The sequence below is a fragment of the Streptomyces sp. NPDC000410 genome (assembly GCF_040300305.1).
GTDB lineage: Bacteria > Actinomycetota > Actinomycetes > Streptomycetales > Streptomycetaceae > Streptomyces.
The window spans coordinates 108975-129621 of record NZ_JBEPDM010000015.1; the positions used below are offsets into that span (position 1 = coordinate 108975).

Annotated in this window: 17 protein-coding genes; 8 read left to right on the forward strand and 9 right to left on the reverse strand. The window is 73.7% G+C overall.

The window, feature by feature from the left end:
- Positions 1-13 precede the first annotated feature (13 nt).
- Entirely contained in the window at positions 14-2443 is a 2430-nt protein-coding gene (locus ABT342_RS18085) for an HAD-IC family P-type ATPase (protein WP_351574176.1), read from the forward strand.
- A gap of 364 nt (positions 2444-2807) precedes the next feature.
- Here ABT342_RS18085 and ABT342_RS18090 read toward each other — a convergent pair whose 3' ends face one another.
- The 3 genes from ABT342_RS18090 to ABT342_RS18100 all read right to left on the reverse strand — a co-directional run bounded on the left by ABT342_RS18090 (position 2808) and on the right by ABT342_RS18100 (position 8484).
- The gene (locus ABT342_RS18090; protein ID WP_351574179.1) at positions 2808-3197 is read right to left on the reverse strand and encodes a helix-turn-helix domain-containing protein; all 390 of its coding nucleotides are present in this window, start codon (positions 3195-3197) and stop codon (positions 2808-2810) included.
- Positions 3198-3344: 147 nt separating this feature from the next.
- Positions 3345-6431, reverse strand: a complete 3087-nt coding sequence (locus ABT342_RS18095; protein ID WP_351574182.1) for a sacsin N-terminal ATP-binding-like domain-containing protein — start codon at positions 6429-6431, stop codon at positions 3345-3347.
- Positions 6432-7557: 1126 nt separating this feature from the next.
- Positions 7558-8484: a DUF3027 domain-containing protein gene (locus tag ABT342_RS18100; RefSeq protein ID WP_351574184.1), complete on the reverse strand. Its 927-nt coding sequence runs from the start codon at positions 8482-8484 to the stop codon at positions 7558-7560.
- Positions 8485-8771: 287 nt separating this feature from the next.
- Here ABT342_RS18100 and ABT342_RS18105 point away from each other — a divergent pair, with 287 nt between their 5' ends.
- The 4 genes from ABT342_RS18105 to ABT342_RS18120 all read left to right on the forward strand — a co-directional run bounded on the left by ABT342_RS18105 (position 8772) and on the right by ABT342_RS18120 (position 12528).
- Positions 8772-10205: an MFS transporter gene (locus ABT342_RS18105; protein WP_351574187.1), complete on the forward strand. Its 1434-nt coding sequence runs from the start codon at positions 8772-8774 to the stop codon at positions 10203-10205.
- Between the two features lie 195 nt (positions 10206-10400).
- Positions 10401-10877 (forward strand): DUF2771 domain-containing protein, encoded by a 477-nt coding sequence (locus tag ABT342_RS18110; protein WP_351574190.1) that lies wholly within the window; start codon positions 10401-10403, stop codon positions 10875-10877.
- A gap of 26 nt (positions 10878-10903) precedes the next feature.
- Complete coding sequence (locus ABT342_RS18115; protein ID WP_351574193.1) at positions 10904-11689, forward strand: futalosine hydrolase; 786 nt, start codon at positions 10904-10906, stop codon at positions 11687-11689.
- On the forward strand, positions 11686-12528 hold the full coding sequence (locus tag ABT342_RS18120; RefSeq protein WP_351574196.1) for a 1,4-dihydroxy-6-naphtoate synthase: 843 nt from the start codon (positions 11686-11688) through the stop codon (positions 12526-12528). The genes ABT342_RS18115 and ABT342_RS18120 overlap by 4 nt, the downstream gene beginning before the upstream one ends.
- Positions 12529-12572: 44 nt before the next feature.
- Here the strand turns inward: ABT342_RS18120 and ABT342_RS18125 are convergent, their stop codons facing one another.
- On the reverse strand, positions 12573-12956 hold the full coding sequence (locus ABT342_RS18125) for a cold-shock protein (protein WP_351574199.1): 384 nt from the start codon (positions 12954-12956) through the stop codon (positions 12573-12575).
- Between the two features lie 171 nt (positions 12957-13127).
- On the opposite strand from ABT342_RS18125, the gene ABT342_RS18130 reads away from it, so the two are divergent.
- Entirely contained in the window at positions 13128-13421 is a 294-nt protein-coding gene (locus ABT342_RS18130) for a hypothetical protein (RefSeq protein WP_351574202.1), read from the forward strand.
- Here ABT342_RS18130 and ABT342_RS18135 read toward each other — a convergent pair.
- A complete protein-coding gene (locus ABT342_RS18135; RefSeq protein ID WP_351574204.1) occupies positions 13367-14026 on the reverse strand; it encodes an HAD family hydrolase in 660 nt (219 codons plus the stop codon). The two genes, ABT342_RS18130 and ABT342_RS18135, sit on opposite strands and share 55 nt — an antisense overlap.
- Before the next feature lie 133 nt (positions 14027-14159).
- The gene (locus tag ABT342_RS18140) at positions 14160-15209 is read right to left on the reverse strand and encodes a hypothetical protein (RefSeq protein ID WP_351574206.1); all 1050 of its coding nucleotides are present in this window, start codon (positions 15207-15209) and stop codon (positions 14160-14162) included.
- 83 nt (positions 15210-15292) lie between these two features.
- Between ABT342_RS18140 and ABT342_RS18145 the strand changes: the two genes are divergently transcribed.
- Positions 15293-17887, forward strand: a complete 2595-nt coding sequence (locus ABT342_RS18145; RefSeq protein ID WP_351574209.1) for a helicase-associated domain-containing protein — start codon at positions 15293-15295, stop codon at positions 17885-17887.
- A 10-nt stretch (positions 17888-17897) separates the two neighbouring features.
- Here ABT342_RS18145 and ABT342_RS18150 read toward each other — a convergent pair whose 3' ends face one another.
- Entirely contained in the window at positions 17898-18155 is a 258-nt protein-coding gene (locus tag ABT342_RS18150; RefSeq protein WP_351574212.1) for an LbetaH domain-containing protein, read from the reverse strand.
- Between the two features lie 4 nt (positions 18156-18159).
- Positions 18160-18384, reverse strand: coding sequence for a hypothetical protein (locus ABT342_RS18155; RefSeq protein WP_351574215.1), 225 nt, complete (start codon positions 18382-18384; stop codon positions 18160-18162).
- A gap of 163 nt (positions 18385-18547) precedes the next feature.
- Between ABT342_RS18155 and ABT342_RS18160 the strand changes: the two genes are divergently transcribed.
- Positions 18548-19306 carry a GntR family transcriptional regulator gene (locus ABT342_RS18160; RefSeq protein ID WP_351574218.1) on the forward strand — a complete coding sequence of 253 codons (759 nt, stop codon included), beginning with the start codon at positions 18548-18550 and terminating at the stop codon, positions 19304-19306.
- 228 nt (positions 19307-19534) lie between these two features.
- Here ABT342_RS18160 and ABT342_RS18165 read toward each other — a convergent pair whose 3' ends face one another.
- The gene (locus ABT342_RS18165; RefSeq protein ID WP_351574221.1) at positions 19535-20317 is read right to left on the reverse strand and encodes a class I SAM-dependent methyltransferase; all 783 of its coding nucleotides are present in this window, start codon (positions 20315-20317) and stop codon (positions 19535-19537) included.
- Between the last annotated feature and the right edge of the window lie 330 nt (positions 20318-20647).

The following is a 20647-nucleotide window of genomic DNA, read 5'->3' on the forward strand; positions in this document are numbered from 1 at the left end:
TAACGTCGGGAACATGACTCCCGAGCCACAGGGGCCCGGTCCCGCCATCGACGCGGGCGCGGAGCTCGACCCCGTGCACCCCATACAACTGCCCGTCGTCCACCGCCCCGGCGGGCTCAGCTCGGCCGAGGTGGCCGAGCGCATCGCGCGCGGCGAGGTCAACGACGTACCCGTACGCAGCAGCCGCTCCACCGTCGACATCATCCGCGGCAACGTCTTCACCCGCTTCAACGCGATCATCGGCGTGCTCTGGGTGATCATGTTCTTCGTCGCGCCGCTCCAGGACGGTCTGTTCGGCTACGTCATCCTCGCCAACACCGGCATCGGCATCATCCAGGAGCTCCGCGCCAAGAAGACCCTCGACTCGCTCGCCGTCATCGGCGAGACGAAACCCGTCGTACGGCGCGACGGCGTCGCCGCCGAGGTGTCCACCTCCGAGATCGTGCTCGGGGACCTCATCGAACTCGGACCGGGCGACAAGGTCGTCGTGGACGGCGACGTCGCCGAGGCCGACAGCCTGGAGATCGACGAATCCCTGCTGACCGGCGAGGCGGACCCGGTCCTGAAGAAGCCCGGCGACCGGGTCATGTCCGGCAGCTTCGTCGTCGCGGGCGGCGGCGCGTTCACCGCCACCAAGGTCGGCCGCGAGGCGTACGCGGCGCAGCTCGCCGAGGAGGCGTCCCGCTTCACGCTCGTCCACTCCGAGCTGCGCTCCGGCATCTCCACGATCCTCAAGTACGTGACGTGGATGATGATCCCGACCGCGATCGGGCTGATCATCAGCCAGCTGGTGGTGAAGGGCGACAACATCAAGGACTCGATCGCCCGGACCGTGGGCGGCATCGTCCCGATGATCCCCGAGGGGCTCGTCCTGCTCACCTCGGTCGCCTTCGCGATCGGCGTCGTCCGGCTCGGCCGCAAACAGTGCCTCGTCCAGGAACTGCCCGCGATCGAGGGCCTGGCCCGGGTCGACGTCGTATGCCTCGACAAGACGGGCACGCTCACCGAGGGCGGTATGGACGTCACCGAGCTGCGGATGCTCGACGGCCACGACGAGGCGTACGTACGGAGGGTGCTGGGCGCGCTCGGCGAGTCCGACCCGCGCCCCAACGCCTCGCTCCAGGCGATCATCGACGCGTACCCGGACAGCGAGGAATGGCGCTGCACCGAGTCGCTGCCGTTCTCCTCGGCCCGCAAGTACAGCGGCGCCGCCTTCAGCGAGGGCGACGGCCAGAGCTCCACCTGGCTGCTCGGCGCGCCCGACGTCCTGCTGCCCTCCGGGGACCCCGCCCTCGCCGCCGTCGACCACCTCAACGAACAGGGCCTGCGGGTGCTCCTCCTCGCCCGCGCCGCCGGCGAGCTCGACGCCCCCGCCGTCGCGAAGGGCGCACGACCCACCGCCCTGGTCGTCCTGGAGCAGCGGCTGCGGCCCGACGCGGCCGCGACCCTGCGCTACTTCGACGACCAGGACGTCGCCGCGAAGGTCATCTCGGGTGACAACGCGGTCTCCGTGAGCGCGGTCGCCGGGAAACTCGGCCTGCCCGGGGCCGGCAACACCATCGACGCCCGGCGGCTGCCCGCCGAGCGGGAGGCGATGGCCGCCGAACTGGACGCGAACGCGGTCTTCGGCCGCGTGTCCCCGCAGCAGAAGCGGGACATGGTCGGCGCGCTCCAGTCACGCGGCCACACGGTCGCCATGACCGGCGACGGCGTCAACGACGTCCTCGCGCTCAAGGACGCCGACATCGGGGTGAGCATGGGCTCGGGCTCCGAGGCCACGAAGGCCGTCGCCCAGATCGTCCTGCTCAACAACAGCTTCGCCACCCTGCCCTCGGTGGTCGCCGAGGGCCGCCGGGTCATCGGCAACATCACCCGCGTCGCGACCCTCTTCCTCACGAAGACCGTCTACTCGGTGCTCCTCGCCATCCTGGTGGTGTGCTCGCAGGTGGAGTACCCCTTCCTGCCCCGGCACCTGACCCTGCTCTCCACCCTGACGATCGGCGTCCCGGCCTTCTTCCTCGCCCTCGCGCCCAACAAGGAGCGCGCGCAGCCGCACTTCGTCCGCCGCGTCATGCGGTATGCGATTCCCGGCGGCATCATCGCGGCCGCCGCCACCTTCACGACGTACATCCTCGCCCGCGCCCACTACAGCGGCCCCGCCGCCCTCGAGGCCGAGACGAGCGCGGCGACGCTCACGCTCTTCCTGGTCGCCATGTGGGTCCTGGCGATCACCGCCCGCCCCTACACGTGGTGGCGGATCCTCTTGGTCGCGGCGATGGGCCTGGGCTTCCTGATCGTGCTGGTCGTGCCGTGGCTGCAGGACTTCTTCGCCCTGAGGCTGGTCGGCACGACGATGCCGTGGACGGCGGTGGGGATCGCGGCGGTGGCGGCGGTGCTGCTGGAGGTGTCGTACCGGTGGGTGGACCGGAGGTATCCGGCGTAGGGGAGGCGGGGGGCGGGGGGCGCCTGCGGCGGGCTTCTGTCCCCGCCCCGCCCCTTCCCGCAGTGTCGATTTGCGGCTCCGCCGCGTGGGGGGCTCCGCCCCAGACCCCGTTGTGGAGTACGGCGACGGCGCGGATGGTGTCGTTGATCGTTTCGCCGCGCCTGCGGCGCTGCCGGAGGACTCGGTAGTCCTTGAGGTGGGCGATGCCGTGCTCGACCCGCACCTGGCGCTTGGCGAACGGCTTGCTCTTGAACTTGCTGGTGATGATTCCGGCCGCAGTGCGATACGCGCCGCCTCCGATGATCAGGCGGTGTCCGGCGACCTGTTCAGCCATGGTGGCGCGGAAACCACGATGTCGTTGCGGTTACCGATCCAGGCATCGCCCACGCTGATGACGCGCCGGTCTCGGGCGCGAAAGGTGAACTGCACGTTGACGCTGCGGCCGGTAGTTCTTGGAGCATTTCGTCATCGTCTGGTCCTCGACGGGGATGAGCGTGCCGTCCGCGACCCACAGGTCAGAGCGATTGCCGCCGGGCGGTTCAAGGAGCTTTGCGATCAGCGGCGTGAGCCGGTCGAGGATGCGGTGCGCGGTGGCCACGCCGACACCGGAGAGGTCGGCGAGTTGACGGTGCGTGAGGTTGGTGCGCCATGCGATGGCGGCCAGGAGTACACGGTTGTCCAGCAGGAGCGCCGAGGGCCGCTCGCGAGCCCGAAACCGCCCCGGCGGCCGGGACGCGTGGCAGTCCCACGGCAACGCCGCGAGACCTCTGCTCCCCGGACCGCCGGACAGCGGAACCGGGCAACCCCGGATGAGTCACGATCTCGTGGCCACGCCGGAACGCCCGGTCCCCGCACCGCGTGCAGTCCACAGCTCACCCTCTGGTGAATTGCGGATCAAGTCTTAGTCGAACCAGCGGTCCCGGGCCAGTTCCTCCGTGCGGGACGGGTCCTCCAGGAGGGCCGCCACCTCGAAGCGGCGGGGCCATTGGCCCGCCGCCCAGGCGAGGCCCGCTGCCACGCCCTCCAGGGTGGCGGCGTGGATGACGCCGTCAGGGGTGCGGCGCCAGTCGAGTTCGGTGCCGCCGGCGAGGAGCTCCTCGTGTTCGACGTACGAGGACGGAGTCGCGGGGCCGAGGAGGGCGTGGACCGACAGCGGAACGTCGTGTTCCTCGCCGACCGTCGTCACCTCCGCCTCCACCGTCTCGCTCAGGCGCCCCACCTGGAACAGCTCCGCCAGGTCCGCCGCCCGCGACGGGGAGACCGGCAGCAGGGGGCGGCCGGTCGCGAGCGGGAGCAGGTCGGGGGCGTCCGCGATCAGGGCCTCGGAGGCGTCCACCACGCGGACCTCGCCGTCCACGACCGCGCGCAGCTCGTCCGGAAGGGTCACCTGGTCCGGGTCGAGGTAGGCCAGCGCGGTGTAGAGGGCGTGCAGCTGGGAGGCACTGACCGGGCGGTCCGGGTCCGCGAGGCGGCCCAGCAGCTCGGCCGCGCCGCCCGGCTCGTCCAGGAGCGCGGCGACGGAGGTCCGTACGCCGAGCGCGTGGAGCACCTGCTCGTCCTCGAAGCCGGTCGCGTCGGCGGAGTCGTACAGCCCGACCAGCAGCGGATCCCCGCCCGACACCCGAAGGCCCGCCGGGCGGCGGCCGTCCAGCACCGGATGGTCGCGCAGCCACCAGGCCGTGTACGGACGTACGGTCTCGGTCGTGCCGTCCGGCAGCAGCACCCGCACCGGCTGCGTGAGCGCGTCCCGCAGCGGCGGCTGAGCGAGCAGCGCCAGCGCCTGCGGCCAGTGGTCGTCGTCCACCAGGTCGAGGTCCCGTACGGCGACGATCTCGGTCGCGACCGGCGGCACCGGGGTGTCCGGCAGCCGGTCCAGCACGTCCTCGCACCACACGTCGACGGCGTCGAGCAGACCGGCGTCGTCGGGTTCGGCGAAGTCCCCGTCGCGGGGTTCCAGTTCGTCGGGGTCGAGTACGAGGTCGGTGGCGCGGACGAGCGCGAAGTTCGCCAGCACCCCGCAGGCGGCGAGCGGCTGCTCGCCCCAGCGCTCGGCCAGCTCGGCGTCGCACAGGGCGAGTTCGCCCTCGCCCATCACGGAGGCGAACGGACTGCCGGGCAGGACGAGTTCACCGGCGGGCGCGATGTCGCCGTCCTCGTCGGGCAGCGCGAGCGCGCCCAGCCAGGGCTCGTCACCGGGCTCCAGGCCCGCGTCCCGCACCAGCGCGAGGACGATCTCCGCGAGCTCCTCGCTGTCCGGCGCGTCCTCCTCCCACAGCCCGTCCCCGTCGTCCAGGGACGCGGCGACGGCGGCCCGCACCTGCGGGGTCGTCAGCACCGCGCGCGGCGTCGCGGGCAGCGCGCCGAGCTTCTCCAGCAGCGGGTGCGCGGCGTCCGGATGGGCGACCTTCAGCCCGAAGCGGGCGAGCCCGGCGGGGGTTTCGGGGGTGGGCAGAAGGACCTGACGCGGGCCGATCGTCGTCCGCGCGCCGCCCGCCAGCGGCACCGGAAGGCCCGTCAGCCGCTCGGGGTCCACGCCCGCGAGGCTGTCGTACAGGCTCCACCACCACGACGGGTCGCGCTCGATCCCCGCGAGCCGGTCGATCGCCTCCGTCAGCGGTACCCGGGCGACCCCGAGCGCGCGCAGTTCGACGCGGCGTTCGAGACCGGCGGGCAGCAGGGTGGGCAGTACGTCGGCCAGGACGCGTACGGTCTCGGCGCCCGCGCCCTCGACGACCTCGGCCTCCAGGGGGCGCAGCGCTTCGAGGTCCTCGGAGGGGACGGCCGGGGCGAGGAACGCGACGCGGGGCAGGCGTTCCAGGATCGCCGCGCGCAGGGCCCCGTCCAGCTCGCCCTTGCCGAGCGGGCCCGGGACCAGGTCGATGGTGCCGGTGCCGACGGGCTGCCAGTCGCCGAGGAGTTCCGCGTACGCCTCCGCCGCCTGCCGCACCAGGAAGTCGGTCAGCGGGCCGGGCGCGGGGTGCCGGCGGGTGGTGTCGAGCGGGAGCGTGGCGATCAGGAGCGCGGGGACACCGAGGGGCTCGTCGGTGGGCGTGGGGGCGTGCACGACGGGCGCGGTCGCCGGGTGGACGGGGGCGCCGTCGAGGTCCACGGGAACGGCCCAGGTGACGGTCCAGTGCGGCCGCAGCCGCTCCTCGACGGGCCGGTCGGCGAGGAGCGGGGCGTCGATGGCGCCCCCTCGGGTGACGACGCGCCAGCGGTTGACGCCCCGGGCGGTGTCGTCGATGTGGACGTACGCGTCCTGCTCGCTGCGGCGCAGGGTCCGTACGCCCTCCGGGGTCTCCACGACGACCTCGGCCAGGCCGGGGAGCGTGAGCAGGAGTGCGTCGTCGATGCCGTCGAGGAGCCGGGCGACCAGGTCCTCGGCGGTGCCGTCGCGCAGGGGCAGGATCACGACGGTGTCGTAGCCGTCGGGGGCGGTGCCCTCGGCGGGCAGCGGGAGGCGCAGCAGCGGTACGTGGCCGTCGCGCCTGCGCAGCTCGTCGCCGAGGCCGGGGCTGGCCTTCGCGACCTGCTGGGCGAGCTCGCGGGCCTCGGCGAGGGCCCAGCGCACGCCTCCGTGGCGGCCGACGACGGCGGGCTCGTCACTGACGGCGAGCACGGCGGCGAACCCGACGCCGAAGCGGCCGACGGCGCCCTGGTCGTTCTCCCGTTTGGCCGAGGCCCGAAGCGTGGACAGGGACTCGACACCGGCCGCGTCCAGCGGGGCGCCGGTGTTCGCGGCGACGAGGGTGCCCTGGCGGAGCGTGAGCCGCAGCCGTCCGGGTACGCCGGCGCGGGCGGCGGCGTCGGCGGCGTTCTGGGCGAGCTCGATGACGAGGCGGTCGCGGTAGCCGCCGAGCGCGAGGTCCTCCTCGGCGTTGGCGTCCTCCCGGAAGCGGGCAGGGCTGGCCCCCCACGCGTCGAGCACCCCACGCCGCAGCCGCGCCGTCCCGAACGGGTCGGCCCCCTCGGTGGTCCTGACGCTCACGCCTGTCTCCGCTCTGTCCTGTTACTGGTGTACCTCAACTGCGGCCCGAAGGTATCGCGTACGGGGGCGCTCCGCTGGGGTGCGGGGTGGGGTGCTCGGGGGCGCCGCGCCGGTGGGGGCGCCGCGCCCGGGGCGGCCCGGACCCTCCCGGCACGCCCGCCCGGGGCGGCCCGGTGCCACCGAAGGTACGCACCCGCCTGCGTGGCGCACCGCCCGGGGCGCCCGGACCCTCCCGGCACGCCCGCCCGGGGCGGCCCGGTGCCACCGAAGGGACGTACCCGCCTGCGGCCCGGCGGCCCCAGAGGCACCCACCCACCCGCGTGGCGCACCGCCCGGGGCGCCCGGACCCTCCCGGCACGCCCGCCCGGGGCGGCCCGGTGCCACCGAAGGTACGCACCCGCCTGCGTGGCGCACCGCCCGGGGCGCCCGGACCCTCCCGGCACGCCCGCCCGGGGCGGCCTGGTGGCACCGAAGGGACGTACCCGCCTGCGGTGGCGAAGCCGGAGGGCGGACCCCTCCAGGCACGCCGCCCGGGGCGGTCCGGGCACCTCCCGGTACGTGGCCCGGGTTCGCGCCCGAGGTACGTCCCGGCCTGCGGCCGGACGCCTCCTGCCACGCCGACCGGGGCAGGCCTGCGGCACCGAAGGTACGCATTGGTCCCGGCACTCCAGCCGGGGCCGCCTGGTGCCGCCGAGGGTACGTACCCGTCTGCGGCCCGGTGGGTGGTTTGTGCCCACCCGTTCCTCCCCCTAGGACTTCGTCCTGGGGGGACCCCCGGCGGAACGCATGCCCACAAACCACCGGCCCGCAGGCGGCAGCCGGAGCTGGGGTGGGGCCGTGGAGGGTCGGCCCCGCAGGCGTTGGCGGGGGTGGGCGTCAACGCATCGGAGACCGGTTTGCCGCCGACGCCGAGGAGTCGAGCCCGGAGGGGCCACGCCCCACCACCCCCGGCGGAAGCCGAGAGCGACCCCGGTTCGGGGCGACCAACCCGGAGAGGGCCGGCGCGCCCGGGCACGGGCAGCCAACCCGGACCCACCCCACCCAGAGGCCCGAGGGCAACCCCGGGCACGGGCGGCCAACCCGGACGCCCCCGCCGCCCGGAGGGCGCCCCCGCCCGGGGGGAGGGCTAGCTGTGGCCCAGGTCGTCCGGGGACGCCGTGTCCGCGTGGTCCGGGACCGAGCCGCTGTCCGGGGCCGGGCGGAGCGGGAACTCGTCCGGGCGCATCGAGTCGAGCACCGGCGGCGCCGGCCGCGGCGGCTTCGGCATGACCGCCGCCTCCGAGTGCCCCCCGCAGCCGTACGTCAGCGACACGACACGCCCGTCCGCCGGAGAGAACTCGTTCGCGCACACGCCGAACGCCTGCTTGAGCGACCCCGACAGCGGCATCAGGAACGCGCACGACACACACGTCGCCGGCGCCGCCTGCGCCATCGGCGTCTTCGCGCCGTACGCCTCTTCCCACCGGTCCGCCGCGATGTGCAGCCCGTACCGGGAGAGGACACGCGCGCGGCGCATCCCCAGCTCCTCCGCCAGGGACGTGATCGCGCCCCGGGACGGCGCCCGCGTCACGATCTCCGCGTCCTCCGCGTCGACCCGCTCGGCCAGCTCGTCGGAGACGGCCGAGTTCGGCGGGGGCACGTCCTCACCCGAGTACCCCGGCTCCAGCCGCAGATCGTCGGCCTCCGTCGGCAGGAGGTCCCCCGGGCCCATGTCACCCGGCCGCAGCCGCTCGCTCCACGGCACCCACTCGGGCGCGAGCAGCGCGTCCTGGCCGGGCAGCAGGACGGTCTCGTCGAGGGTGACGACCTTCGCACGGGAGGCACGGGCGACGGTCACGGCCCAGCGCCAGCCCCGGTACCCCGGCTCCTTGCACTCGAAGAGGTGCGTGACCACCCGGTCGCCCTCGGACACGACGGAGACATGCTCGCCCACCACCCCCGGCGCGGCTACCTCCTCCGCGGCCGCCCGCGCGAGGTCTACCGCCTCGACGCACAGACGGTCCGGGGTACGAGGGTTACGCGGGGTACGGCTTCGCGTCGTCGCAGCACTCACAGGTCTCGCTTCTCTCCTACGCCGTCTCACGGGTGCGCCGGCCGATTCGCGATGTACGGGCGGCGGGCGGAGCGGACCAGAGGGCCGCATCGACGTCCGCGCCCGGGCAATCAGTCCCGTACACGTGCGCACCTACTCGTCACCCATTCTGCGGGATGACGAAGAGGCGCGCGGCCGAGAACTACCGCCGGTGGCGCGCTACGCACGCTACCCCCTCTGTGGCGTGGCGCCCACCTGCCCGTCCGAATCCCGGTTCGGGTCGAAGGCGCGTGGGGCACTATGACGGGGTGACAGCCGCGAGGTCGTCCATGAGATCCGGTCCCGGACCGGGGCGCGGATCAGGCCGCGCATCCGGCCACAACACCGGCCACCGCACCGGGCCGCTCAGCAACGCGGGCCGGGCGGCAGCCCGCGCCCTGCGCCTGCCGTTCACCGGTACGGCGCGAGGCATCCGCCGGGCCACCCACGCCCACGGCGCGGGCGAATCGGGTCTCGGCAAACTCATCGAGCTGCACGCGGTCAACGGCGCCGGCGACGTCATGATCACCGTCGCGCTCGCCTCCACCGTCTTCTTCTCCGTCCCGACCGACGAGGCCCGCGGCCGCGTCGCGCTCTATCTCGCGATCACGCTGGCGCCGTTCGCTCTTCTCGCCCCGGTGATCGGCCCCCTGCTGGATCACCTCCCACACGGCCGCCGCGCCGCGATGGCGGGCGCGATGATGACCCGCGCGGTGCTGGCGCTGACCATGTCGGGCGCGGTCGCGACCGGCGGGATCGAGCTGTATCCGGCCGCGCTCGGGGTGCTGGTGGCGTCGAAGGCGTACGGCGTGGTCAGGAGCGCGGTCGTCCCACGCCTCCTGCCGCCGAACTTCGCGCTGGTGAAGGCGAACTCACGGGTGACGCTCGCCGGCCTGGTCGCGACCGGGATCGCCGCGCCGATCGGGGCGGGACTCCAGCAGATCGGTCCGCCGTGGCCGCTGTACGGGGCCTGCGCGATCTTCCTCGCGGGAACGTTCCTGGCCTTCACGCTGCCGCACAAGGTCGACTCGGCGAAGGGCGAGCGCAAGGCGCACATGCTGACCCACGGCGAGCGCAGGCCGAGCCTGCGCACGGTCGGCCCGTCCGTCCTGCACGGCCTCCAGGCTAACGCCGCGCACCGCGCGCTCTCCGGCTTCCTGATCTTCTTCCTGGCGTTCCTGCTCCGCGTCCACCCCATGGCCGGTCAGAGCGCGGCCATGTCGCTGGTCCTGGTGGGCGTCGCGGCGGGCGTCGGCAACGCCTGCGGTACGGCGATCGGGGCCTGGGTACGGCACCGGCCTCCGGAAGTGATCATCGCCACGGGACTGACACTCGCGCTGTCGACGGCGGTCCTGACGGCGGTGCTCTTCAGCCCGTTCATGGTGGTGGCGCTGGGCGCGGTGGCGGGGCTGACGCAGGCCCTGTCGAAGCTGTCGCTGGACGCGATGATCCAGCGGGACGTGCCGGAGGCCGTACGGACGTCCGCGTTCGCCCGTTCGGAGACGCTGCTGCAGATGGCGTGGGTGGCGGGCGGGGTGATCGGGATCGCCCTGCCGCTGAACGGTGTGCTCGGGATGGCGGTGGCGGCGGCCATCCTCGGCACGGGTGCGGCACTCGCCCTGCGCGGCCTGCTGGTGGCCTCGCGGCGCAGCACGCCCCCGTCGTCGGTGAGCCGGGTGCGTTCGGCTCCACGGACACGCTGACGAACAGCGGCCACCACCCGACCGAGCCCGCCACCGCCTCACTCCCTGCGGCCACCACCCGACCGACGCCCGCCACGGCCACGCAGCAGGCCACCACAGGCACAGGACGGGCACAGGACGGGCACGGGCACGCCGAGGGCGCCACGCCCGCACCCCCGCGCTGCGGGATACGGCAGGCCCGATAGCCTTCGGAGCATGACCGTACCGTTCAATACCGGCAAGCACCGCCGGGCCGCCGCCGCCCTCGGTGCCGTGTCCGCCGGCCTCCTCGTACTCTCCGCCTGCGACAAGCCGACGCCGCTCGCGACCGTGACGGTCGGGACGGACACGGTCAGCGCCGAGGCGGCCTGCTACAACGACGGCGAGGCCATCAAGGAGTCGCTGATCCAGGGCTGCCTCAACAAGAAGTCCGGCAAGGTCATCGAGGTCGGAATGGACGACAAGGTCCGTTTCGGTGTCGAGCCGACGATGGCCGAGAACGGCTGGACGCTGTTCATCGGCGGCCAGCAGGCCGAGCAGGAGCCGTACAAGAAGACCTACCGGTCGATCCCGGGCAACGCGTTCTTCGCCACCCAGACCGGTGAGGCGACCAACACCGCCCAGGTGAGCATCGTCGAGACCACCGGCAAGCGGCTGACCGGCATCTGGCACTTCACGCTCAAGAAGGCCTGAGCCGCCCCGGCCGGGCCCGCTCGATCATGCGCGTACTCGTCGTGACCGCGGTGGCGGCGGAGGCGGACTCCGTCCTCGCCGGCCTCCCCGGCCGCACCACCGCGCACACCCTGCCGGGCGGCCGCCCCCTGCGCCGATGTGCGGGCGCGGGGGCGACCGTGGACGTGCTGGCGGCCGGAGTGGGCCCTGCGGCCGCGGCGGCGGGGACGGCCGCGGCGCTGACGGCGTCGGCGTACGAGTCCGCCCGCGCCCCCGGGCCCGTATCCGACATGGCGTACGGCCCTTACGAGCCCTGCGCCCCCTACGACCTCGTCGTCTCCGCCGGCATCGGTGGCGGCTTCCAGCCCGCCGCCCCCCTCGGCTCGATCGTCGTCGCCGACGCCATCGTCGGGGCCGATCTCGGGGCCGGGACGCCCGAGGGGTACCTCTCCGTCGAGGAGCTGGGCTTCGGGCGGTCCGTGCACGTACCGTCGCCCCTCTCGAAGCGGATCGCGCAGGCCCTGGACGCCGTGTACGGGCCCGTCCTCACGGTGTCCACGGTGACCGGGACCGCCGAGCGGGCCGCCGAGCTGACCGGACGTCACCCCGGGGCCGCAGCCGAGGCGATGGAGGGCTTCGGGGTCGCGGAGGCCGCCGCCGCGCACGGGGTGCCCGTCGCCGAGATCCGTGCCGTGTCCAACGCCGTCGGCCCGCGCGACCGGGCCGCCTGGCGCATCGGCGAGGCCCTGGCGGCACTGCGGCGCGCGTTCGAGCAGCTCGGTCCCGCTCTCGGTCCCGTTTCCGGCCCCGTTTCCGAGGAGGAGGCCCGATGACCACCCTCAAGATCGCCTACTCGCCCTGCCCGAACGACACGTTCGTCTTCGACGCGTGGGCGCACGGCCGGATCCCGGGTGCCCCCCGGCTCGATGTGACCTTCGCGGACATCGACATCACCAACGGGATGGCCGAGCGCGGTGAGTTCGACGTCCTGAAGGTGTCGTACGCCGTGCTCCCCTACGTACTCGACGAGTACGCGCTGCTGCCGTGCGGCGGCGCGCTGGGCCGGGGCTGCGGCCCGCTCGTCCTCACCCGCGAGCCGGGAGTCTCACTCGCCGGCAGAACCGTCGCCGTACCGAGCGAGAAGTCGACGGCGTACCTCCTCTTCCGGCTGTGGGCGGCGGACGTCGTCCCGGAGGGTGTCGGCCGGGTCGTCGTGCTGCCGTTCCACGAGATCATGCCCGCGGTACGGGACGGCAAGGTGGACGCCGGGCTCGTCATCCACGAGGCCCGCTTCACCTACCAGAACTACGACCTGCACTGCCTCGCCGACATGGGCGAGCACTGGGAGTCCACGACCGGGCTGCCGATCCCGCTGGGCGCGATCATCGCGAAGCGGTCGCTGGGCGCGGAGACGCTGAAGCGGGTGGCCGAATCCGCTCGTACGTCCGTACGCATGGCCTGGGACGACCCGGCCGCGTCACGGCCGTACGTACTCGAACACGCCCAGGAGATGGACCCGGCGGTGGCCAACCAGCACATCGGGCTGTACGTCAACGAGTTCACGGCCGGCCTCGGCGAGGCCGGCTACGCCGCGGTACGCGGGCTGCTCACACGCGCCGCGGCCGAGGGGCTGGTGCCGCCCCTCGGCCGGGATGCGCTGTCGTTCGTCTGAGCCTTTGGCCCCTGGGCCTTTCCGCCCCTGGGCCTTACGGTCGGCTAGACGTCCAGCTGATCGGCGACCGCGCGCAGCAGGCCCGCGATCTTCTTGCCGTGGGCCTTGTCGGGGTAGCGGCCGCGCTCCAGCGACGGCGTGATGTTCTCCAGCAGCGTCGTCAGGTCCTGCACGATCGATGCCAGTTCGTCCGGCTTGCGGCGCTGTGCGGCGGCGACGGACGGGGTCGGGTCGAGGACCGTCACCGAGAGCGCCTGGTCGCCACGCTGTCCCGCGACGACGCCGAACTCGACACGCTGCCCGGGCTTGAGGCTGTCGACTCCGTCAGGTAGCACCGACGAGTGGACGAAGACGTCGCCGCCGTCGTCGCGGGAGAGAAAGCCGAAGCCCTTCTCTGTGTTGAACCACTTAACTTTGCCGGTAGGCACGTCGGTCCTCGTCCTCGTACTCGTCGGAATTTCGGGAATGGCGAAAGAAAAACTCGTCTGGATAGCACAGCAGCGGGTCGCCCGACCCGCCACCACACAAGGCTAATGGTCCGGGGCCCACTGACAAGACGTCCCCGGCGGTTCCTGTGCGCTGGGAACTACCCTGGTCGGGTGACTCACGAAACCCAAGCGAATTCCGCCGTGGCCGAGACCGGTCCCGGCGACGGGCTGGTCCGCGTCGGCGCGATCGTCTTCATCGTCGGCGCCGTGGCCACATTGGTCACGGTGGCCCCGCTCTTCCTCGGCACGGACCCGTTCCCGACGGTGGCGTATCTCGTCAGCATGCTGATGGGCGTCGGATTCCTGATCGCGGGCGCGGGGGTGCTGCGGTCGATCGCGGCGCAGCGCCGTCAGGCGCGCGCTTCCTCGGCGTCGGCGTCGGGCTCGGCCTCGGCTTCCGTGTAGCCGCTGAGCCAAGCCGGGAAGGCGGTGAGGTCCGCGAGGACCACATCCGCCCCGGCCTCCCTCAGCTCCCCCTCCGCGCACGGCCCGGTGGGTACGGCCACCGAGAGCGCCCCGGCGGTACGGGCCCCTCGCACGTCTCCGGTGTGGTCGCCGACGTACACGCGCGCCCCGTACTCGCGCAGGGCCTCCGCCTTGCCCTCGGCCCACAGCCAACCGATCACCGCGTCGGGCTCGATCCCGAGGTGATCGAGGTGCAGTCTCGCGTTCGGCTCGTGCTTGGCCGTGACGACGATGGCCCGCCCGCCGAGTGCCTGCACCGCGGCGACGGCCGCACGGGCGCCGGGCATCGCCAGGGTCGGCGTGATCGCGTATGTGGGGTAGATCTGCCGGTACCGGTCCCCCATCTCCTGGATCCGGTCCGCCGGAAACCAGTGCGCGAGCTCCTGGTCCAGCGGCGGCCCGAGCCGGGTGACGGCAAGATCAGCGTCGATGTGCACACCGGTCTCGGCCGAAAGCGCGCGGTAGGTGGCGTGGATGCCGGGGCGGGAGTCGATCAGGGTCATGTCGAGGTCGAAGCCGACGGTGAGGGGGGCGGCGGGAAGCATGAGGGCCATTGTGCCGCCCTCCTGGTTCGGGGCACCTGCGGCTGGGGCTCCGCCCCCGAACCCCCGCCGGGGCTCCGCCTCGGACCCCGCTCCTCAAACGCCGGAGGGGCTGGGAAAACCAGCCACGCCCCCCTCACCGCCTCCGCGCCCGCCAGAGCAGGTAGAGCGCCGAGGCGACCGCCGCGCCCCTGACCACCCATGGCCACGTCGCCGCGAGCGCGTCGCCCATGGCGTCGCCGCCCGCCGGGACCGGGTCGCCCCAGCGGCCGTCGAGGCGGCCCCAGAGCCAGATCGCGCCCGCCGACGCGGCCGCGCCGGGCAGGACGAAGACCGCCCATTTCGCCTGGGTGCGGGAGAGCGTGCTGGAGCCGTACGCGAGGAGCCAGCCGCCCGCGAGGGCCAGCCAGGAGCCGAGGGCCGCGCCGAGCGCCAGGAGCGCGGCGGCGATCAGCAGGAGGGGGTTGCCGAGCGGCTTGCGGGCGGCGGCCGCCTCGGTCGCGCGCCGCCAGGGGCGCCGCACGCGCCACCGGCGGGGCGGGGGCGAGGGCTCCGCGGCCTCCTCCTCCGGGGCCTCGGCAGCGCGGCGCCAACGGCGAGGCGGCGCCGCGGCCTCCTCCTCCGGGGCCTCCTCCGGCGCCTCGTCCTCCTCCGGGGGCGGTTTCAGCAGCTCGGGGATCTCGACGCCGCCGACGAACCCGCCGATGTCGTCCCCCGACCCGACGCGCCACCAGTCGGGCTCCACGCCTCGCCGGCCCGGCGGGCCGAGTTCGTCCATCCCGGCCAGGTGCGGCGGTGACGCCGCCCCCCTGGCCTCCGGCCGCTCCGCCGCCTTGTCCGCCTTGCGCGGGCGCGGCACGAACCGCCGGGCGCGGAGCCGGGGCGCGGGCCCGCGCTGCTCCGGGACCGCGGCGCGCGGCGGCTCCGCCTCACCGCCCCGCGGCCCGGACGGCGGCGCTTCGCCCGCCGCGACGGCCACCACCTCGTCCGGCGTCCCCAGCCGGCCGAGGATGCGGCGCACCGCGGCAGGGCTGTCGGGGTCGTACTTCGCACGCTGCCGGTCGATCTCGTTCCGCAACGACGACACGAGCCGCATCCTGGTGCCGGAGGGCAGCTGGCGCTGCTGGGCCAGGTCGCCGACCCGGCTCAGGTAGTCGAAGACAAGTTGGTCGCTCTCGATCCCCACCGTCGCCCCTCCACAGCGGCGCCCTGTACCGGCGGGCGCCCTGACCCGACGTTAGCGCGCGGGCAGGGGCTAACGTGGGGCGGATGGGGACCGGTGAGCTCGATCGGGAGGCGCACGTGCCCGCACGTTCGGCAAGCACGGCCAGTACGGCCGGTACGGCACCGCGCACTCTGGCCGAAGCGCTGCGCGCACGCGGCGACGAAGGCCTGGCGGCGCTCCTGCGCGCACGCCCCGATCTGCTGACCCCGGTCCCGGGCGACCTGACCCAGCTCGCCACCAGGGCCGGTACCCGCGCCTCCGTCGTACGCGCCCTGGAGCGGCTCGACCGGTTCGCGCTCCAGACCGCGCAGGCGCTGGCGGTGGCGGCGGAGCCGACGTCGTACGACACCGTCCTCGCGCTGCTGACCGGCGACGACGGCGACCGGGCCGTCGCCGACGCACTGCCTCGCGCGCTCGGCATGCTGCGCGAACAGGCGCTGGTGTGGGGCGACGACGAGCGGATGCGGCTGGTGCGTACCGCCCGCGAACTGCTCGCCCCGTCCCCCCAGCACCCTTCCCCGACGGGCCTCGGGCCGACGGTCGCCGAGGCCACGGCGGGAATGTCGCCGGGCCGGGTCCAGGAGATCCTCGCCACGGCGGGGCTGGCGGCTACGCACGATCCGGTCTCGGCGGTCGCGGCGCTGACCTCGCTGTTCTCGGACCGCGAGCGGATGGCTGCGCTGCTGGACACGGCGCCGTCGGAGGCGCTCGCGGTGCTGGACCGGCTGGTGTGGGGGCCGCCGTACGGGGAGGTGACGGCGGATCCCGCGCCGCCGGTGCGCTGGCTGCGGGACCGTGGGCTGCTGCTGCCCGCGTCGCCGCGCACGCTGGTGCTGCCGCGCGAGGCGGCGCTGCATCTGCGCGGCGGGCGGGCGCACCGGGTGCTGGAGCCGGTGGCTCCGGAGGTCCTGGTGGCGGCCGAATACCGTCCACAGGTTGTGGACAGTACGGCGGCGGGGCAGGCGTACACGGCGCTGGCGACGGTCGAGGAGCTGCTCAAGGACTGGCAGACGGCCGGGCCCGCGGTGCTGCGCGCGGGCGGGCTGAGCGTGCGTGACCTCAAGCGGACGGCGGCCGCGCTGGACGTGTCCGAGCCGCTGGCCGCGTTCTGGATCGAGCTCGCCTTCGCGGCCGGGCTGCTGGCCTCGGACGGCGAGGCGGACGAGCGGTACGCGCCGACGCCCGCGTCCGACGAGTGGCTGGACCTTCCCGCACCCGCGCGCTGGACGACGCTCGTGACCGCCTGGCTCCCGGCGACCCGTACGTCCGGGCTGGTCGGCGGCCAGGACGCCAAGGCCCGCACCCTCGCGGCCCTCGGCCCCGGCCTCGACCGCGGCGCCGCGCCGGAGGTCCGCCACCGCGTCCTGACCCTGCTGGGCGCCCTGCCCGAGGCCACCGCCCCGGACCCGGAGACGCTCCTCGCCCGCCTGCACTGGGAACGCCCGGTCCGCACCCCGGCCCCGGCGGCTCCCCCGGCGGTGCCCCCGCCCGCCCGCGACGCGAACGCGGCCCGCACGGCCGCCGCGGGCTCCCGCCCGGAGCCCGCCGACCTCCGCTCCCGCATCGCCTCCTGGACCCTCACCGAGTGCGAACTCCTCGGCCTCACGGGCCGCGGCGCCCTGTCCACGGCGGCCCGCGCCCTGATCGCCGCCGGCGAGGGCACGGCGCCCACCCCCGCCGAGCTCGCCGCCCGCGCGCTCCTCGCCGAGCAGGCCATCGCGCCGTTCCTCCCCGCGCCGCTCGACCACGTCCTCCTCCAGGCCGACCTGACCGCCGTCGCGCCCGGCCCGCTGGAGCGGCCGCTCGCGGAGGCGCTCGGAGTGGTGGCGGACGTGGAGTCGAAGGGTGGCGCGACCGTGTACCGGTTCACGCCCGCGTCCGTGCGGCGCGCGCTGGACGCCGGGCAGGCCGCGGCCGATCTGCACGCGTTCCTGGCGAGGCACAGCCGTACGCCCGTACCGCAGCCGCTCAGCTACCTCATCGACGACGTGGCCCGCAAGCACGGCCACCTCCGTATCGGCGCCGCCTCCGCCTACGTACGCTGCGACGACGACGCCCTGCTCGACGAGATCCTCGCCGACAAGCGCTCCGCTCCCCTGCGGCTGCGCCGCCTGGCCCCCACGGTCCTGGCGGCGCAGGCCGACCCCGCGTCCCTCCTCGAAGGGCTGCGCGGCATGGGGTACGCCCCGGCGGGCGAGTCCGCCGAGGGCGACGTACTGATCACCCGCGCGAACGCCCACCGCACCCCGCCCCGCACCCCGCCCGCCCCCGTGCCCGACGGGCCGCCGGTGCCGGACGAGACCCTGCTCGGGGCCGCGGTGAAGGCGATCCGGGCCGGGGACATGGCGGCCACGGCGGTCCGCAGGCCGACCTCCGACACGTCCGCCACCACCGACGGCCGGCTCCCCCGCACCACCCCCGCCGAAACCCTCGCAACCGTCCAGGCCGCCGCCCTCACCGGCTCCGCCCTGTGGATCGGCTACGTCAACGCCGACGGCGCCGCGAGCCAGCGCGTCATCGCCCCCGTCCGCGTGGAGGGCGGCTTCGTCACGGCGTACGACCACACCGCCGACGAGGTCCGCACGTACCCGCTCCACCGCATCACGGGCGTAGCGGAACTCGAGGACGACGCGACCTGACCCGCCACCGTCACCTGCGGGGCCGATGCCGTATGTGCACCTCAGCGGTGTGCGGGGCGGTGATCACGCTGTGGTCGGCCACGACCCGGCCCGCCGGCGTCACGCCGGACGCGATCCTCGTATCCCGGCCGACCGCGACGCCGGGACCGAGGCTGATGTTGTTCCCGGTCTGCGTACGGTCGCCGAGGACAGCCCCGAACCGGACTGTGCCACACCGGTAGACGCCGTCCGGGGCACGCAGGACGACCTCCCGCTCGGGGGTGCGCATGTGGTCACTCCACATCGGCCACGACCGCGGGGCGGTCGCTGTGCACCGCCGCGTGAACGATCTCGTCGGTGATGCGGGCGGCCGAGAAGATCACACCCAGGGGCAGCAGGGCCATCCCGTGCGCCAGCCACTGCCGCGCGGCTTGTTCGGGCTCGCCGAGAGCGGTGGACAGCCAATCGGCCGAGGGGTTGGCGGTATACGCCGGAGGCGAGGTGGGCTTTAAGGACATGACGAACGCTCCCTTTCACAGGTCTCCATCCGGCGCACCATCACCGGAGCAACATCTCTAGAGAACTAAGCTTCTCTAGAGATGTCAATCCTCCGCGAGCACCGATGGGTACGCTCGCCGCACCCTCCCCTAGGGTGTCTAGAGAGGAGAGGATCACTGAGTGATGGCCACCGAAAGCAACGGCCGCCTGCCGAAGTACCAGCGGATCGCGAACGATCTGAAGGACGCGATCCGCACGGGCCGATTCGGCCCGGGAGACCGGCTGCCCGGAGAGAACGACCTCATGGCGCAGTACGACGTCGCGCGCATGACCGCCCGACAGGCATTGGGCGTCCTCCAGAGCGAAGGCATCGCCGAGGCCCGGAAGGGCTCGGGGGTCTTCGTCCGCATCTTCGAGCCGCTGAGGCGGCGTGGCATTCAGCGGCTGTCGCGGGAACAGTGGGGCGAAGGCCGGTCCATCTGGTCGGCCGACATCGGCGAACGCGACCTTGCCGTGGACCAGGTTCACGTGTCCGAGGAAGCGGTGCCCGAGCACATCGCCGGGGTCCTCGGCCTGGAGGAGGCGGAACGCGTCTGCGTGCGGAGCCGCCGCTTCGTGCTCGACGGCAAGCCCGTGCTCATCGCGACCTCGTACCTCCCGGCCGCCCTGGTCGACGGCTCGGCCATCACCCAGGTGGACACCGGCCCCGGCGGCACGTACGCGCGGCTCGCCGAACTCGGGCACAAGCCTGTGCGCTTCCGCGAGGAGATCCGGTCGCGGATGCCCGCCCCGGAGGAAGCCGCCCAGCTCGGACTCTCCATGGGGACGCCCGTCATCCTCATCTGCCGGACGGCCTTCACCGAGGATCGCCGGCCGGTCGAAGTCAACGAGATGGTTCTGGACTCCGCCGCGTACGTCCTGGAGTACGACTTCGACGCTTGACCGCTACCGCCTGCCTCCTTCGGATCACGCGCGCGACCAGCGCTTTTCCCTCAGGCCGACCTCACCGCCGTCGCGCCCGGACTGCTGGAGCGGCCGCTCGGGGTGGTGGCGGACGTGGAGTCCTGCTGCGCCCCGCGGCAGCGCCTGGGGGCGCTTGGCGAGCCCGAACGCGCGCAGGGGCCGGAGGGCCGGTAGGCGAGCGCGTGTGCCGTCGGTCCGGCTGCCGAGTCACGCCGCGGTGACCCGGATCTTGGACTGGCCGTGCGGGCGCTTCTCCCAGTCCTCCATGAGCTGGGCGGACAGGCCGTGCTTCTCGGCCAGCCGCACGAGGGTTTCGGTGCGGTAGTAGAAGTCCTCGTGGAGCACATGGTGCTCGGCGCCTTCGGTGCGGTCGAAGGTGAAGTCGAAGAAGCCGCCGGGCGCCAGCACCCGCTCGACGTGGGCCAGGCATTCGTCGATCACAGACAGTGGGGAGTGCGAGAAGACGCTGTGCGCGTGCACCACCGTGAACCCTGCGCTCGGCAGGAAGTCCAGCGTCAGATCGTCGGCGATCGCCAGATGCGGCAGCTTGTTCTGCAGCTCGTAGCGGACGAGCGTCCTCTTCGCCTCGATCAGGATGTCGGGGGAAATGTCGATCCCGTAGTAGTGGCCCGGCTCGAGGAAGTCGATGAATCGCCACCCCGCGCGCAAATTGCCGCAGCCGATCTCCAGCATCCGGTCCTGCGGCTTCAGCCCGTGCTCGACGAGGTAGTCGAACTGCATCTGGCCGAGCGCAAGCCACCGCTCCCGCGTCGCGCTGCCGACGGCCGCCTCCGGGCTCTGGGCGGCGTCCTTCGCCATCACGGCCCGGTAGTAGGAGACGTGGTCACGGTGCTTGACGTGCAACCAGGCGTCACGCGCGGCACGTCGCAGGTGCCGCGGAACCCGTTGCGGATGCCGCAGGGCGTAGTTGACCTTGTGGGCGAGGTGCTTTCGGTTTCTCAGCAGCCGCGGGTCCGGCGTGTTCGACATGGAAGCCTCCGTGTCTTGGGTACGCGAAGCGAGATCCCGGTCGGACGACAGGCTAGTTGGCCTCCGCCGGCCTCGCCGTTTCTGTCGCGGCTGGTCCGGATGCCGGCCGGTCGAAGTCGACGAGATGGTTCCGGACTCCGCCGCGTACGTCCTGGAGTACGACTTCGACGCTTGATCCCCACCGCCCACGAATCCTCCGGATCATGCATGCGACCAGGGCGTTTCCCTCCCCGGAGTGATCAATTACCTCCCCCCGGGCGATCTTCCGCATCCCCGCGCAACCCGCTGGGCAGCCACCGGTCGTCCCGATCCCGCGCGCGGGCAGTCCGG